The sequence below is a fragment of the Pseudoalteromonas sp. SCSIO 43201 genome (genome assembly GCF_023716725.1).
GTDB lineage: Bacteria > Pseudomonadota > Gammaproteobacteria > Enterobacterales > Alteromonadaceae > Pseudoalteromonas > Pseudoalteromonas peptidolytica.
On the sequence record NZ_CP072683.1, the window covers coordinates 2,973,589 to 2,990,715 of the forward strand.

Annotated in this window: 9 protein-coding genes; 6 read left to right on the forward strand and 3 right to left on the reverse strand. The window is 42.6% G+C overall.

The window, feature by feature from the left end; translation table 11 throughout:
- Both J8Z24_RS12845 and J8Z24_RS12850 read right to left on the reverse strand, forming a co-directional pair.
- On the reverse strand, positions 1-4,452 hold the full coding sequence (locus J8Z24_RS12845; RefSeq protein ID WP_252094798.1) for a type I polyketide synthase: 4,452 nt from the start codon (positions 4,450-4,452) through the stop codon (positions 1-3).
- 59 nt (positions 4,453-4,511) lie between these two features.
- Positions 4,512-8,279, reverse strand: a complete 3,768-nt coding sequence (locus tag J8Z24_RS12850; RefSeq protein WP_147388996.1) for an AMP-binding protein — start codon at positions 8,277-8,279, stop codon at positions 4,512-4,514.
- 591 nt (positions 8,280-8,870) lie between these two features.
- On the opposite strand from J8Z24_RS12850, the gene J8Z24_RS12855 reads away from it, so the two are divergent.
- The 6 genes from J8Z24_RS12855 to leuD all read left to right on the forward strand — a co-directional run bounded on the left by J8Z24_RS12855 (position 8,871) and on the right by leuD (position 15,812).
- Positions 8,871-10,412 carry a 2-isopropylmalate synthase gene (locus J8Z24_RS12855; RefSeq protein WP_252094799.1) on the forward strand — a complete coding sequence of 514 codons (1,542 nt, stop codon included), beginning with the start codon at positions 8,871-8,873 and terminating at the stop codon, positions 10,410-10,412.
- 63 nt (positions 10,413-10,475) lie between these two features.
- Complete coding sequence (gene leuC, locus J8Z24_RS12860; protein ID WP_176031964.1) at positions 10,476-11,885, forward strand: 3-isopropylmalate dehydratase large subunit; 1,410 nt, start codon at positions 10,476-10,478, stop codon at positions 11,883-11,885.
- Between the two features lie 28 nt (positions 11,886-11,913).
- Entirely contained in the window at positions 11,914-12,546 is a 633-nt protein-coding gene (locus J8Z24_RS12865; RefSeq protein ID WP_125250940.1) for a 2OG-Fe dioxygenase family protein, read from the forward strand.
- Between the two features lie 136 nt (positions 12,547-12,682).
- Positions 12,683-13,783 carry a 3-isopropylmalate dehydrogenase gene (leuB, locus tag J8Z24_RS12870; protein WP_176031965.1) on the forward strand — a complete coding sequence of 367 codons (1,101 nt, stop codon included), beginning with the start codon at positions 12,683-12,685 and terminating at the stop codon, positions 13,781-13,783.
- Between the two features lie 2 nt (positions 13,784-13,785).
- Complete coding sequence (gene leuC / locus J8Z24_RS12875) at positions 13,786-15,189, forward strand: 3-isopropylmalate dehydratase large subunit (RefSeq protein WP_176031966.1); 1,404 nt, start codon at positions 13,786-13,788, stop codon at positions 15,187-15,189.
- A 2-nt stretch (positions 15,190-15,191) separates the two neighbouring features.
- A complete protein-coding gene (leuD, locus tag J8Z24_RS12880) occupies positions 15,192-15,812 on the forward strand; it encodes a 3-isopropylmalate dehydratase small subunit (protein ID WP_252094800.1) in 621 nt (206 codons plus the stop codon).
- 66 nt (positions 15,813-15,878) lie between these two features.
- Here leuD and fabV read toward each other — a convergent pair whose 3' ends face one another.
- On the reverse strand, positions 15,879-17,069 hold the full coding sequence (gene fabV / locus J8Z24_RS12885; protein ID WP_252094801.1) for an enoyl-ACP reductase FabV: 1,191 nt from the start codon (positions 17,067-17,069) through the stop codon (positions 15,879-15,881).
- Positions 17,070-17,127 lie beyond the last annotated feature (58 nt).

The following is a 17,127-nucleotide window of genomic DNA, read 5'->3' on the forward strand; positions in this document are numbered from 1 at the left end:
TTACAACTCTACTTCTAAAGTTTCTAACTTATTCCGTAATAGCGACTCTAACTCTGCTTCATTAAGGTCATCCCACTCAGGCTCTTCTTCACCTTCTGACACCGAATGTGCCGACGTTTCAATATCAACTAGAGTGACATGCTCAATATCGAATAACTCGTCATATAAGAAATTGCTTAATAGGTTGGCAGTGGGGTAGTCAAAGGATGCCGACACTGGAATGTTGATATGAAATATTGCCTCTAACCCTTCTTTGAACTCGATTGCTTTTAAGCTATTCATGCCCAAATCGGTAAAACCATCATCAGCTGAAATAGTCGCGCTGGCGACATTCAGTGTTGCAGCAAGCTGCTCCATTACTCGTTCTACAATCTCTTTGTGACGTGAGGTCTCGGGAAGCGCTAATAGCGTCTCTTTAAGCGGTGAACTTGAACGTGAATTTGCTTGTTGGTGTGACCCAAAAACAGACTCTGAAATGGTAGCAAATAGGCGATTTTCACCATGTAGCTCAATCAGCGGCAGAAACTTCGACCAGTCCATACAAGTAATCGTGAATTGTGTTTGTTCACTCGTCATAGCCTGCAGCATTTGTGCAAACATCTGCTCAGCTGGTGCTGGCAAAATACCACTTTGCAATAGCGTCTCTTGTTCATGAGCAGACGCTGCCATACCGGTGTTTAGCCAAGGGCCCCAGTTTAAGCATTGGGCATTGATCTTTACTGTATTTAAGTAATGACAGTAAGATTCCAAGAACCCATTGGCAAGTGCGTAACTTGCTTGATATGACGCCCCCCAAGTTGCAGCGATTGAGGAGAAGGCAACGAATTGAGGAATGTTGTAAGCTTGAACCTGCTCACCAACATATAACGTCCCTTGTATTTTTACATTCAAGGTCGCCAGCACAGCATCATCGTGACATTCTGAGAAGTGTTGGATCTCACCTTTTACCCCCGCTAAGTGATAAACACCATCAACACGGACTTCACGGTAGGTTTCAGCAAAAAGTTGCTGGACACTGTTTTTATCTGTGAAATCACATTGCTGTATGAGAACCTTGCAGCCTAGTGCTCTGAGTGACTCTACAACATTGCTATCTTGCTCACTAAAGCGTGTATCTCTGCAAGCTAATATCAACTGGCTTGCACCTTGCTGAGCCAAAAAGCTTGCCAGTTTGAGCGCAATACTGCCCCTGCCTCCAGTGATAAGATACTTACCCGTCAACACCGCTGGATTTACCGCAACAGCCTCTTCAACCTGTACCAAGCGCGGAACGCGAAGAGTATTATCACGCGTTGCGACCCAGCGCTCCTGACCATAACCATGCAAAACAAAATCCGTCATTGTTTGCAATTCACGGTCGTTGACATCAACCGAGTTTATATCCAGCAAGCTACAGTGTAGTGATGGACATTCCATATCTATGGACTTAAGTAGCGACCACATTCCACCTTGACTGAGATTGACAGTGTCATCTGAATCCACGCAAAGTGCACCTGTCGTAATCGCCTTTAAGCGCATGTGCGAATTAGCACTCAGCACTTTGATACATGCCTTTAACATCAGTGCTTGCTGTGATATGGCGGAAAATACCGACACTTCTTCAAGACCTTGTGATGCTATGAATATGACCTGACCTTTATCAGCAACTTGCTCTACCCAACACTGGAGCGCTTGCTCAAATGCAGCACTGTTCATCTCTGGATGAACGAAGGAGCTAAGGTCAATATGGGTTACCCTTATTGTATTGTGAGTTTCATTCAGCTTGGTACTTAACAAGTGTGGTAGTAAAGTATCAAAGCCGAGCAACAATACATCATCAATCACTGTGGTAGCGTTTTGCTCTTCTGTGTCTATATACTGCTCCCAAGCGTAATTAAGCAGCTCCATCACCGACTCAGAATCATTCGCCGAATTACCTTCAAGGAAGCTAAAAATTTCAGGTAAGCTGGCTTTTGCAGCATCAGATAAATCAGCATCATTGAGCAAGTTTTTAAATACATCAGCAGAGCTCTGCGCCTTTGTTAAAGGCGATACTTGCTCACGTAATGGGTTATGGCGCTCAAAATGTGTTCTTTGGAACGGATAGAGAGGAAGCCTTACTTTATTGGTTGGAATTGAATGTAAAACGGCGTCAAAGTGAATCGACTCCCCAACTTCATACAATGACGCTAGACACGCATACAGGGTGTTAATCTGCTCATTAATCACGATGTAGTGCGTCTCTGTTTGCTCACTGCGAGGTACTGATAACATCGCGTTTTGCATCCCAACAACCAACACATTGGCATCTTGTAACTCCTGTAGCATAGCCGTTTGTGGTCGCGCTACAGTCGCATCAACGGAAGTTAATGACTCTTCGCTTAGCAACACAAACTCAACTTGTGCTTTGTCAAAGCTAAGTACGTTGTTAAGTATTTCGTTACTGGCAGCGAGACTTGCGGGCTCACCTAATAATGACCTTATCACTTCTTGAATTGTCAAAAGGCCGACAAAATGCGCAGCGAGCACATGTGCCAAATCAGAGTCTCCGCCTACCCCTTTTAGGGTCACTCCATAATCATCTAGACATCTGACTAAAGCATAAAAGTGACACGCAGTGAGGACTTGATGTACTTGCGGTGATAATTCACTTTGCGCAACATACCATGCTAGTGGCTGTGTTAAATCTGATGCAACCCAAGCTGAAACTTGATTAAAGTGAGTAGCATAAACAGGAAGCTGTGTCTGCATTGCTGCGATAACGGCTTGTAGGTCAGCTAAAGCGTGAAATTCAGTTAGCTGTATATAATTTTCACGCTTTCCTAAAGCACTTGGTGCTGTCGGCGCTTTCTCTTTTAAGCGCGCAAGTAGACTTTCTCGACTATGAGCAAAGGTCGCAAAACGATATTTATAATGATTATTTGCCCGTACCGTGGATGCGCAAATATCAGCAAAGCTATCAGAGTCCCTCGAAATAACATCAATATAATCTGCTCGAAGTTGCTGTAATGCGCCCTCACACTTGGCGGATAAAATAAACGGATGCACAGTCCTGTCAGTATTGTCAGGTTGCGCTGCTACCTCTGATGATTGATACTCTGAAAGAATACAGTGTACGTTGGTGCCGCTCATCCCAAAGCCGCTTACTCCGGCAGATTTGTTAGTGCATGCTGGCCATGCCATGCCTTCACTCACCACAGATAGCGGGTAACGTTGCCAATTAATATACGGGTTTGCAGACTCAAAGTGTAAACTTGGTGGCAGATAGTGATGATGGATCGCAAGTGCGGTTTTAAAAAATGAAGAAATACCCGCTGCGGCCTCTAAATGCCCCATGTTTGTTTTTACAGCGCCGATGTAAAGTGGATTTTCTGCTGATTTGGCTGACTTAAAAATAGTACCGAGCGCATTTACTTCAATTGGATCACCCAATGAAGTGCCTGTACCATGTGCTTCAATGTATTGAATATCTTCAGCTGTTTTATTTGCGTTGTGTAGCGCACTTTTAATCAAAGCCGCTTGTGCTGAACCGTTGGGCGCTGTTAAACCGTTACTTCTACCATCATGATTGACCGCGGAACCTGAAATCACGCAGATGATGTTATCCTTGTCTTTGATTGCATCACTCAAGCGTTTAAACACCGCAACACCACCGCCTTCCCCTCTAACATAGCCATCAGCAGACTGATCGAAAGTATGGCACTTACCGCTGGTTGAAAGCGCACCAATCTGGCTAAATCCGATGTAGCCATTAGGTGCTAGCATGAGGTTGACCCCAGCAGCTAAGCCAATATCACACTCTCGACTGCGTAGACTTTGACATGCTAAGTGGATGGCAAGCAAAGAAGAAGAGCAGGAAGTGTCGAGTTGCATCACAGGGCCGTGCACGTTGAGAAAGTGCGCCAGCCTACCTGCTGCAATCGCACGGTTTGTGCCTAAGCCAATTTGCGAATCTATTGTATCAGCAGCGGCAAGGTGCAATAACTCATAATCCGCCGAACCTATACCGACAAAAATACCCGCTGCGGCACCTGATATTTGTTTAAATGAAATGCCAGCATGTTCAAGGGCATGAACACTTAGCTCCAGTAACAAGCGCTGTTGTGGGTCAAGATTTTCAGCTTCAGCTGCTGACATGCCAAAAAAGCGCTCATCAAACCCGAAAACATCATCAACAAAGCCACCATAATCAGTATTATAGTGGCCAGTTTTAAACGGTGTTGAATCATAAAAACGCTCAGTATTCCAACGATTTCGAGGCACCTTTGAGATGACATCTTTGCCATCTTTGAGTAATGTCCAAAACTCATCTAAGCTGCTTACACCACCTGGTAATCGGCAGCTGCCGCCAATCAAGGCTATCGGCTCATGTTTGGCTGCCCGCTCAAGTGCTAATTCCTGCTTTAGGCTCGATATTTTCTCTAACGACTTTTTTAAGACGCCATTTATTTTTTCGTCATTGATATTCGACATCAAACAATATCCTTGCTGTCAGCTAAAACTTGTATTAATCCTTCTGTTAGAAAGCGTGCTTAAAGCTCGCTTTCTAACATAGCTAGTAGTTCTTCATTAGATAATTCTGAAGTACTTGCCGGTTGCTCCTGAACTTGTTTTGCAAAGCCCTGCGGCGCGCTGCCAGCTCCCGTGCTCGCCACAGGTTCCGGAGGCGTCGTTATGTATTGTTTGATGTAATTTGCTAAAGTTTGAATGGTTGGATAAGACCACGCAGCAGTGGCATCTATATCTAATTGATACTGGTTCTCAATCGCTTCAATTAGTTCAACGGCATCAACCGAGTCCAACCCATATGCCGCAAACTGCTCATGCTCATCTATCTCACTCAGTGGCTTTTTCGCTTTATTCGCAATCCACTTTTTCAAGAAACTCGCAATCTCAGCGCTGTTGCTTTGAGTACTAAGTTGCTCATCAATAGTATTTTGCTGCGTTTGCTCCATGTGAGACACGTTAGCATCTGACAATATTTGTTTAGCGCTTGGCGTATCCGACGATCTTAACAACACATCCAAAGTATAATCGCCACCCGGTGCGCTTTGCTCTGAGTCTAAGGTTTGACTTTGCGCTTTTTTGAGTAGCTGAGTGACAACAGCCATCTCGCTCTTTTCATACACAGTCGCTATATTTTTCTGTAGCACAAAAATCTCTTTTTCTATCTGCATATCGAGCCAATTGGCCACAAGCGCTTTGGCACTGTCATCGACTTGAGTCGACACGCTCAGCGCCGCTTTTGCACAGTACAACCCTGCCAACCACCCTATAGTGTGATTCAATAACAGCTCTTTTTTCTTAGCGGGAACACTGGTGTTTTGTAGTGCACGTTCAACTTCTAAAATGTGAGCCTTAAAAGCAGACTGTAATTTATCGGAGCCATCAGCATCAGCAATAAAGACACTTAAGTTATCAGGGTTTGCAAGGTAACTTGCACCAACAAACACTTGTAATGTTTCTGTGGGGCCCTCAAAGACTCTTAGTAGTCGAGTATCACGGTATACTTGAGCAAAACCATTACTCTCGATATATCCTCGACCACCTAGCATCTGCATCGCATCGTCAACACAATGCCAAGCAAACTCAGTGACAATATATTTAACAATAGCGAACATCTCATCAGGTACATTTTGCTGCAAATCTGTCAGCATTGAGACTCTTTCTAACAGTGCTTCTGATGCCGATAATGCAAAAGCATGAGCGGTTATCTTTTTCTGAGTTTCAGGGTTATCTGACAAGCGACCAGTAGAAATAATACGTTTGCTAGCATACCTCTGCATCACCGCAAGACTTCGACGCATAGTACCTATTGCCATCGCAGCGATACCTGCACGGCCAAGCATCATCGCGTCTTTTGCGACATCAAATCCTTTACCTAATGTGCCAAGCATGCGTTCATCAGGTACAAACACATCATTGAAGTAAATTTTATTTTGTACCATGCCACGGAAACCCATGGTTAATGCTTCTGGGCCTTGCTGTATACCGACAGAGTTACTATCAACAACAAACCCTGTCATCCCCAGAGCTTGCTCATTATCAAAAGCAAGGGCGAACACATTAATGAGGTTTGACCAAGCGGCATTTCCTGACCAAATTTTCTCACCTGATAAGCGCCAACCGCCGTCTACTTTTTTCGCAGTAAGCTTAATCTGGCGAGGATCAGAACCTGCACTGGGCTCGGTGAGGGCAAAAGCGGCAAGCATGCGGCCTTGCGCCAACTCTGAGACGAATTGTGAGCGGATAGCTGGTTTTGCAGACATTAATATTGGACGGATCCCCAATACTTGGTGTAGTCCTACAAATAATGCCAAGGTAAGGTCTACTGATGCTAATGCAGAGACCACTTTAAATGTATCTGTGGTACTTAGACCAACCCCGCCTTGCTCTGGTGGCACAAGCAATCCTAGTATTCCTTGAGTGCTAAAATCCATGACAACATAAGGCGGAATACAGCGACGCTCATCAATCAATTGCGAGTTAATACGGCGGCTTGAATAATCTTGCAACCATTCAATTAATTCATTTGCTTTGTGCTGACTTTGCTGTAAATCGATGGCTGTTGCCGGGCGCTGTTGCACCTCAGCAGTCGCGGTTTCATTTACAAGACAAATAATATCAAGCTCATTTGCTTCATACATTTGTCTGATTTTTGTGCGTTGAATTTTACCACTGGTGGTTTTCGGGATGCGTTTAACAATCACAAGTTCAGCCACTTGAAGACCATGGTGTACAGATAGCGCCACCGATATTTTTTTCAACAAGGCATGTGCTTCAGCTTCACTCACTTTAACTGTATTTAATTTTTGAACGACCACCACTTTTTCTTCATCTTGATGAGATGAACTAAACACGGCACATTCATTCACTTTACAAAGCGCATCAACTTTAGTGACCGACGCTTCAATATCGTGAGGATAGAAGTTTTTGCCTCGTATAATAATGGTTTCTTTGATCCTGCCGGTGATATAAAGCTTAGCTTCGGACTTAAATCCAAGATCACCGGTTCTAAAAAACTGGTTGCTATTGCCCGCTACTGTGTTATTAAAAACGGCGTTTATTGTCTCTGACTTTTTATAGTATCCAGAGCAAACCGAAGGACCTGCAATCCAAATTTCGCCGATATTACCATCGCCACATACTTCGTGTGTTTCAGGGTCAACAATGAGAATTTCATGCTGGTCTTGAGAAATACCACAACTCACCCTGCCAATCCCTTGATATGGTACCGATTGACCAGTGTATCGCTCAGCTGATGTAAATAACACACACTCTGCCATACCATAACTGGCATAAAACACATCACTTCTCAGCCCTAATGGCTTAAATACCTCAATAAATCGATTTAGTGTTTCTGCTTTAACAGGCTCTGCACCGTTAATCATTTTGTCTAACGTCGATAGATTGATATGGCTGAGATCTTTTCCGGCAGCTTTACGAACACAATAATCAAAAGAGAAGTTTGGACCGGCCAGATAAGTGCCTTTAAATTTTGAAATAGCCTCTAGCCACATCAACGGGCGTTTTAAGAAGTTAGTACTAGAAAATACCACTGACTTCCCGCCATTATAAGTTGGGGTTAAATAACACCCTACGAGTCCCATATCATGGAAAGGTGGTAACCAAGAAACGCAAACAAGCGAGCTATCAAACCCATATGCCGATTTGATACTCTCCAAATTCGCGATCAGATTTTCATGCTTAATGATCACGCCCTTCGGTGATCCAGTTGAGCCTGATGTGTACTGAAGATAGGCGATGTCTTGTGGATGAATGATAGGAAGATCAAAGCTCTCATCAGATAGCCCTTCAAAGCTCAACTCATCAATAATCAATATTGAAAGTGCACCTGTAATAAGCTGCTGCTCAAATTGGGATTTAAGCTTATCTTCATGTTGACGCAGGCAAACAATAGTCGTCGCACCTGCATCTTCCACTACTTTTTCAAGATTCGTCAAATTAGCGGCTGAATCTGGTAACACTTGAGGAATGGCAATACGCTTGGAAATAAAACATCCCAGTAAACTCGTAATAAAGAATTTTCCGGTCGGCACAGCGATAACCACCGCACCTAGCTTTGGCTGTTTAAGCAGTACTGAACTTATCTGTTTTGAATACTGGAGTAATTGCAAGAAGCTCAATGACTCAACATCATCGATATCTTTAGATCGGATAAATTCAAAGGCTGTGTCGTGCGGTTTGTTTTTGGCATGCTCTTGTATAAGAGAGACGTAAGTTAAGGCTTTACTATCACCTACAAATTCATTCTCGTTACTACGATTATTATAATTCATAACTTATACTACTTTATAATTCCTTGCCTAATTAGCAATAATACATATAGAGCCGAAATACTTAATACATAAAAATGTAAAAATGATAATTACGACCATCCCTCCCTCTCCAACACTTTAATCAGAAAAAACTAAGAAAATATAGCTAATTCATCACCCTTTTTAGTGTCTCGAGAATTATGAAAAATTAAGCTAACCGATAGGCAAAAAAGTGTCAACAAAAACAAAACAAACCAAACACAAAAAAAATAAACCGTTGACTTAAAAAAAACCGAGTGCAATCATAAAACCATATAAAACACCAAGTAAACAAACAAACTGTTGCAAATAGCAAAATAAAACAAAACAAATTAAAACGAAATTGATCAAAAATTTAAAATAAAAAAGAAGTGTAAAAAGGCTCACTCATAAAGCTAATTAACGGGTTCCATATATAAGTATTGGAAACAACAAGGAAGAATGTGGTTTGTGGGAAGGAAGTTATTTAGTTGCGGCTTCATCAACAGTAACTACCACCCCTTATAAATCAATCAACCTCCCCTTGCTGTGGCGAATTATCATAAATAATACAATCACATATGAGGTTTAAGTTTGAAATCAAATAATAGAGTTCGTATTTTTGATACAACATTGCGAGACGGTGAACAGGCACTGCGAAGAAGCTTATCAAAAGATGAAAAATTACAACTTGCAAAGGCAATTGCGAAGCTAAATGTTGATGTAATGGAGGTTGGGTTTCCCGCTTCTTCTCCTGGGGACTTTGCCTCTGTAGAGTTAATTGCAAAAGAGATTCAAGGACCTACGATCTGTGCACTGGCCAGAGCCGTGCCTGAAGATGTTATCGCATGTGGTGAAGCATTAAAGCCCGCGCAACATAAACGTATTCATATTTTTATTGCAACTTCACCTATACATCTTGAGAAAAAGTTAAATATCAATTTACAAGCGGCCACGGATAAAGCTGTAGAGGCGATTTCCATCGCTAAAGAGTATACTGATGATATTGAATTTGGGTGTGAAGATGCCACTCGCACCCCACCTGAAGACCTTTGCTATATCATCGAAAAAGCCATTGCAGCTGGGGCTACAACCGTTAACTTAGCTGATACAGTAGGTTATACCACTCCGAAAGAATTTCATCAGCTCCTGAGCCACATCAAAGCCAATGTTTCTAATATTGATCAAGCTATTTTATCAGTTCACTGCCACAATGATTTAGGTCTAGCAGTAGCAAATAGTGCTGAATCACTGTTAGCCGGAGTAAGGCAAATTGAGTGCACGGTCAATGGTATTGGAGAGCGTGCCGGAAACTGCGCATTAGAAGAAATCACCATGCTACTAAGTGCTCGCAAAGACCTGTTCGGCCTTTACAGCAATATTAAAACTGAGCTCATCAAACCAACTTCAGAGCTTGTCAGCTCTGTAGCTAGAATGCCTGTGCAGTTGAATAAAGCGGTTGTAGGAGGTAACGCATTTGCACATTCATCAGGAATACATCAAGACGGCGTTATCAAATCCAGTATTACTTATGAAATATTTCACCCAGAACAAGTTGGCATAAGTAAAAACGAACTTTACTTCACAGCTCGTTCTGGTCGAAAAGCTATTGCACATTTTTTAACACAAACAGGTTGCCCATGTGAAGATCAAGAAATTAACAATATTTACAGTCAATTCCTACAACTTGCTGACAAAAAAGGGCAGGTTTATTGGTACGATTTAACATCTTTGTATTACAAGAACAAAGTAAACCTCTGTGACAAAAGATATAGCTTAGTGAGTGCTATCACCAAGTGCGCTTCTGAACGCGCTATTTCGGTTAATTTAGTCCTGCAAAACAATCAAAAATTACAGAGTTTTGAATCAGATAGCACAAATCTAATTGAAGCATTACAGAATCTAAAAATAACGAATGAGGCCATAATTATTCGAGATCTATCTTTAGAATTCGCTCCTGAAAACTTTATTTATAATGCAAAACTTAGCATCACCTTAAATAACAAACCTATTTATGGAGAAGGCTCTGATGAAGATCCAAATATAGCAATAATAAAATCATATATTTCTATATTGAACATCATTAATATGCTTAACCAGATAAGGGAACATCAACATTCTTTGCAATCAGCCTAAATAAAAATGCAAAATAATAAACAACAAACAAAACCTTAATGAAATTGAAGAAATGCAATACAAATGGGAAAGATTGTGAAAGCAAAAACACTTTACGATAAAATTTGGGAAAGCCACCTAGTGAAGGAAATGCCCAACGGATTTTCTTTATTATATGTTGACCGACATCTCATTCATGAAGTGACATCTGCACAGGCATTTTCTGGTTTGTCAGAAAAGCAGCACAGTGTTCGGCAACCGCTGCTTGCCATAGGCACCATGGATCACGTAGTGCCAACGGCAAAAGATCTTATCGACGTCATGTCCGCTGAGCAACGTAATCTTCTAGCATTAATGCACAGTAATTGTGAAACCCATGGTATTCCTCTGTTTGATTTAGGTCACACTCGTCAAGGGATAGTGCATGTCATCGGCCCAGAACTTGGTTTTATTCTTCCTGGAACAATTGTAGTGTGTGGAGATTCGCACGCTTCTACACATGGCGCATTTGGCGCACTTGCATTTGGTATTGGCGCTTCTGAAATCGAACATGTCCTTGTCACTCAGACGCTTGTACAAAAGAAACAAAAAACATTTCGGATCACCGTTGAAGGTCGACCTAATGATGCTATTTCTGCAAAAGATATTATTTTGAAAACCATCCAAACTCTTGGTGTAAGTTCAGGCAACGGCTATGTAGTCGAGTTTTGTGGATCGGTAATTGAAAACTTGTCCATGGAACAAAGAATGACGCTTTGTAATATGTCAGTTGAACTAGGCGCAAAAGCAGGGCTAATAGCTCCGGATCAGAAAACCATTGATTACATCAAAGGTCGGCAATTGGCTCCAAAAGGCGATGCTTGGCTAGAAGCTTTGGCAGATTGGACAGCATTACGTAGCGATAATGATGCCATCTTTGACAAAGAAGCAAGTATCAATGTCGACGATACTCACTCTTTTGTAACTTGGGGAACCAGTCCAGAACATGCGATTGACGTTACTAGTCTCTTACCTTTCCCAGAGCAAGAACAAGACGAGAACAGAGCACAAGGAATGAGCAGAGCCTACTCGTATATGCAGTTAACGCCGGGTATGCGCTTAGATGAAGTAAAAATAGATGTTGCTTTTGTTGGTTCATGCACGAATAGCAGAATCGAAGACTTACGAGCAGCGGCTACGCAAATAAACAAACGTCGTGTTAGCCCAACAGTTAAAGCGATCATTGTTCCAGGCTCAATGGAAGTCAAAAAGCAGGCTGAAGCTGAAGGGCTTCATATGCTTTTCGAACAAGCCGGATTTGAGTGGCGTCTCCCGGGTTGTTCTTTATGCGTTGCAATCAACAACGACACTTTATCCGCAGGCACTAGGTGTATTTCTACTAGCAACAGGAACTTTGAAAACCGCCAAGGTAAAGGCGTACTTACCCACCTTGCTAGCCCTAGAACCGTGGTGGAATCAGCAATCAAAGGACATATTGCTAACCCAGCATTATGAAATAATTAAATTAATTAGGAGTTTAATCATGTCTTTCAGCTTAGTATGTAATGCTGACAAAATTAATAATGACTTATTAAAAAGCTATGATGCGTTGCCAGCCGATCCTTACATCAAAGATGGCATGAAACGTTTTAGAACTTTTTCTTATGGTGAAGTAAAAAATGGTAAAGTCGATTGGAATGCGACTAAGCCTTTTTTTCAATCTAATGAAGCTAACTCATACGCTGGTGGAATTAAAAGATCGTTCCAACATACGGGTGAGGAGGCCAAAAAATTTGCGCAAGCGATTGTTACTGACGCATTAGAAAAAGAGTGGGTCAATGCCGATCACTTTTTTATTGGTTGCCATCAAATACGCGTTACCGCAGATGCTAAGATTGTCGGCTACCCTGCCCCTGAAGGTTTTCACCATGATGAAACCGACTTTATCGCTATCAACCTAATCAATGAGCATAATGTGAACGGTGCAATCTCTTTTATTAGCGACTTCAACGACACCAGCAACATTTTATTTGAGAAAAAGCTAGAGCCTGGACAAAGCCTTTATGTTGAAGATCTCAAGCACAAACATTATGTGTCTCCGTTCACACCCAAATTACCCAATATTGAAACGTATCGAGATATTATTGGCATCGCCTTTTATATGAACGATAGATAACTTAGCCAAGCGCGGGAAAATAGGTTATACCGCACCGGCGTGAGCTTTGAGTTGCAGTTAGGTAGCAAAAAATACGATACATTCGCTAGTAATGCTATCTGGCTGCACATTGTATGTAGGGATATTGAATAAACCAATGAACAAAATTTATAAAGTAGCTGTATTGCCTGGAGACGGAATTGGTCCAGAGGTCATGGCTGAAGCACTGAAAGTACTAGATATAATTGCAGATAAATTTGCATTAACATTCTACTTTCAACATTACGATGTTGGCGGTATCGCCATTGATAAACATAATCATGCGTTACCACAAGAGACACTTGCAGGTTGTGAGTGCGCCGATGCCATCTTATTTGGCTCTATTGGTGGACCGAAATGGGATAGTTTACCACTCGATCAGCGCCCAGAGCGAGCCGCATTGCTAAAGCTTAGGTCACACTTCGATCTCTTTTGTAACCTTCGCCCAGCGACAATATATCAAGGGCTGCAACATCTATCACCATTACGCAGCGACATTGCACAGCAGCAGGTTGATATGATGGTTGTTCGAGAGCTCACAAGTGGTATTTATTTTGGCCAACCAAAGGGACGTGAGTTGAATAACGACCAAGAAGTCGCGTTTGATACCATGCGTTACTCAAAGTCAGAGATAACTCGTATTGCTCATCTTGCTTTCTTAGCTGCTCAAAAAAGAAATAAAAAAGTAACCTCTGTCGATAAGGCAAATGTGCTTGAGTGCAGTCGGCTATGGCGTGAAACGGTAGATGAAGTAGCTACAAGCTACCCAGATGTACAACTTGAACACATGTATATTGACAATGCAGCAATGCAGTTAATTCGTAAACCTAGCGATTTTGATGTCATTTTGTCCTCTAATCTATTTGGGGATATTTTATCCGACGAGTGCGCTATGATCACAGGTTCCATGGGTTTACTCGCATCGGCAAGTATTAACCAATCCGGTTTTGGGTTATTTGAACCAGCGGGAGGCTCAGCTCCAGATATTGCCAACTTAGGCATCGCGAACCCTGTTGCACAGATCCTTTCAGCTGCAATGTTACTGCGCTATAGCCTAGATCAAAATGCTGCTGCTGATGCTATTGAACAAGGTGTCGTGCATGCACTTCAACAAGGGGTATTAACCAAAGAGCTTGTTCCTAGTGATGAGCAACATCTTGCTAAGTCAACTTCAGAAGTAGGCGATTACATCAGAGACTATATTGCAAGGAGCTACTAGTAATGCCTAAAACCTTGTATGAAAAAGTGTGGGATGCGCATGTCATTACGCAAGACGGTGATGAAGTATTGCTTTATGTTGACAGGCATTTAATACATGAAGTCACCTCTCCTCAAGCATTTGATGGGTTAAAGCAAAAGCAGCGCAAATTACGCAGCCCAGATAAAACATTTGGCACCATGGATCACAGTATCTCTACTCGCTCATTAGCCATAGATGCGTGCGGCGATAACAACCGCAGACAACTACAAGCCTTGATTGAAAATTGCGAGGAGTTTGGCGTTCAGCTATACCCTGTAGGTAATGTGAAACAAGGGATCATACATGTTATGGCACCAGAGCGTGGACTCATTCTACCGGGTATGACGGTCGTATGTGGAGATTCACACACCGCAACACATGGTGCATTTGGCGCACTGGCATTTGGGATTGGTACCTCTCAGGTCGAGCACGTTATGGCCACCACAAGTCTAAAGCAGCATAAAGCCAAGACGATGAAAGTTGAAGTCAACGGCACTTTACCTTTTGGGGTGACGGCAAAAGATTTGATCCTCGCTATTATAGCCAAAATTGGGCATGCAGGGGCGACCGGACATGTTATCGAGTATTGTGGTAGTGCAATAGCAAGTCTCTCTATGGAGGCTCGAATGACTATCTGCAATATGTCTATCGAAGCTGGAGCCAAAGCCGGAATGATCGCACCAGATGAGGTTACACTTGCCTACTTGAAAGATAAAGAGTTTGCACCAAAGGGCGAACTGTGGGAGCTTGCTTGTCAAGACTGGAGCCAACTCACAGCTGATCCCAACGCACTCTACGACACGGTTGTAACCCTCAATGCCAACGACATTCAACCGCAAGTGACATGGGGCACTAACCCTGGGCATGTCTTGGGTATTAATGACATAGTACCAGATCCAAATAGCTTCACGGATCCTGCCGATCAAGAAGCTGCCAAAAAAGCATTACACTACATGGATCTCACGCCGGGCTCTAAAATTTCAGACATTGAGATAAATCATGTATTTATTGGCTCATGCACCAATGGTCGCATCGAAGATCTCCGTGCCGCTGCAAGGGTAGTCGAAAATAATAAGATTGCATCTGGTGTGTCAGCAATTGTGGTACCTGGCTCTGGTGAAGTGAAAAAACAAGCCGAAGTGGAAGGGCTTGATAAGATTTTCACTCAGGCTGGATTTGAGTGGCGCTTACCTGGTTGCTCGATGTGCCTAGGTATGAATGATGATTTGTTGCTTCAAGGAGACAGGTGCGCTTCTACCAGCAACCGAAATTTTGAAGGACGACAAGGTCGCGGTTCACGAACCCACTTAGTCAGCCCTGCGATGGCCGCATTGGCAGCCATAAAAGGCAGATTTACCGATATTAGAGAATTTATTAAGGAATAGCTATGAGTTGTGGTATTACAACGGTAACAAGCAAAGCCGCGCCGCTCGATCAGGTTAATGTGGATACAGATCAGATAATCCCCAAACAGTTTTTAACTTCGGTCTCTAAGCAAGGCTTTGGTCGGCACTTATTTCATGACTGGCGTTACTTAGATAGCGCTGGCACGCAGCCTAATCTTGAGTTCGTGTTAAACCAGCCTCAACACCAAGGCGCGGAGATCCTGCTCAGTAGAGAAAATTTTGGGTGTGGTTCTAGTCGAGAACATGCGCCTTGGGCATTAGCAGATTACGGTTTCAAGGTGGTGATCGCCACCAGTTTTGCTGATATTTTCTATGGCAACTGCATCAACAATCAACTGTTACCCGTTTCGTTGTCTAAATCAGAGATGGATGCTTTATTTGACGCGGTACAAAGCGCCGCCGACACGGCTATCACCGTTGATCTGGTTAATCAAACGGTAAGCTGTAATGGTGATAACTATTCATTTACCATCAGTCCTCTTCACAAAGAGACGCTCATTAAAGGACTTGATGCAATTGGACAAACCCTTGAACAAGAAGCGTTTATTCAAGCGTATGAAAAGAAAATCCCACAGTGGCGATGCGCACCACACTACGAGTGAAGTCCGGAGTTAGCCGCGACGTAAAATAAGGCTAGGTGTAGCCCTAGCCTCAAATCATATAGTTTGCTAGATTAGATGATTAATCGCTACTGCAGCTTCTACATCAGCATCATAATCAACTGTTTCTAGACCAAACCCAAATAATTTTAAAAACTCATTATGATAGCCAACATAATCTGTTAGCTCATCAATTGTGTCTGTATCTACCGTATCCCAAATTGTTTGCACGCGACCCTGTACACCCTCTTCTAGCTCTTTATAGTTTTGGAATAAATGACCGCCTTCGTCAAAGCGCGGAGATTGTCCGTATAGGTTTTCGCGGAACAAACCATCTATCTGCTCAATAGTCCCTTCATAGGTACCATCCCCTTTCATGACTTTAAACAGCGCAGAAATATATAAAGGCATAATAGGAATCGCCGAGCTTGCCTGCGTCACAACCGCATTTAACGAAGAAACATAAGCCTCACCATTAATATCAGATGTCGTCTCGCGGATAGCAAGTGTCGCACGGTCTAAATCTTCTTTCGCTTTACCAATTGTCGCATGTCCATAAATTGGCCAAGTTAGCTCTTTACCGATATACGTATAGGCAGTCGTCTTAAAGCCATCGGCGAGTACATCCGCTTGTTTAAGCGCATCAATCCAAAGCTCCCAATCTTCACCACCCATTACTTTAACTGTATTTGCAATTTCTTCTTCATTTGCTGCCTCAACAGTCACTTCGTCGATAATACGCTTTGATGTATTTAGGTTTTTAGTAGTAATAGCAGAGCCAATAGGCTTAAGCGTCGAAGAGTAAACCTCTTCAGACTTAGGGTCTTTGCGGCGAGGGGAAGCAAGGCTGTAGATGACAAGATCGACTTTTCCAAGCTCAGTCTTAATGGTGTCGATGGTTTTTTGCTTTAACTCATCAGAAAATGCGTCACCGTTAATATTCTTTGACCATAAACCGGCTTCTTCAGCTGCTTGCTGGAATGCAGCGGTGTTGTACCAACCCGCAGAGGCTGTTTTTTTCTCTGTGCCTTCTTTTTCAAAAAAGATACCAAGGGTTTTCGCGCCAGCACCAAATGCCGCGGTAATACGAGAAGCCAAACCATACCCTGTTGACGCACCGATCACTAAAACATTTTTAGGGCCATTTTCAATTTGACCTTGTTGCTTTACGTACTCAATTTGCTCTTTTACATGTTCGGCGCAGCCTACAGGGTGCGCGTTCGTACAAATGAATCCACGAATTTTTGGTTTAATGACCATAAGTGATCCTATCCATTAATTTGATACAAAAAATAAAAGTGAGTCTACGCCCACTTTA

Excerpts from the sequence above, each read along its gene's own strand:
- J8Z24_RS12845 (WP_252094798.1), bottom strand. The coding sequence starts at position 4,452 with ATGTCGAATATCAATGACGAAAAAATAAATGGCGTCTTAAAAAAGTCG.
- J8Z24_RS12850 (WP_147388996.1), bottom strand. The coding sequence starts at position 8,279 with ATGAATTATAATAATCGTAGTAACGAGAATGAATTTGTAGGTGATAGT.
- leuC (WP_176031964.1), top strand. The coding sequence starts at position 10,476 with ATGGGAAAGATTGTGAAAGCAAAAACACTTTACGATAAAATTTGGGAA.
- J8Z24_RS12865 (WP_125250940.1), top strand. The coding sequence starts at position 11,914 with ATGTCTTTCAGCTTAGTATGTAATGCTGACAAAATTAATAATGACTTA.
- leuB (WP_176031965.1), top strand. The coding sequence starts at position 12,683 with ATGAACAAAATTTATAAAGTAGCTGTATTGCCTGGAGACGGAATTGGT.
- leuC (WP_176031966.1), top strand. The coding sequence starts at position 13,786 with ATGCCTAAAACCTTGTATGAAAAAGTGTGGGATGCGCATGTCATTACG.
- leuD (WP_252094800.1), top strand. The coding sequence starts at position 15,192 with ATGAGTTGTGGTATTACAACGGTAACAAGCAAAGCCGCGCCGCTCGAT.
- fabV (WP_252094801.1), bottom strand. The coding sequence starts at position 17,069 with ATGGTCATTAAACCAAAAATTCGTGGATTCATTTGTACGAACGCGCAC.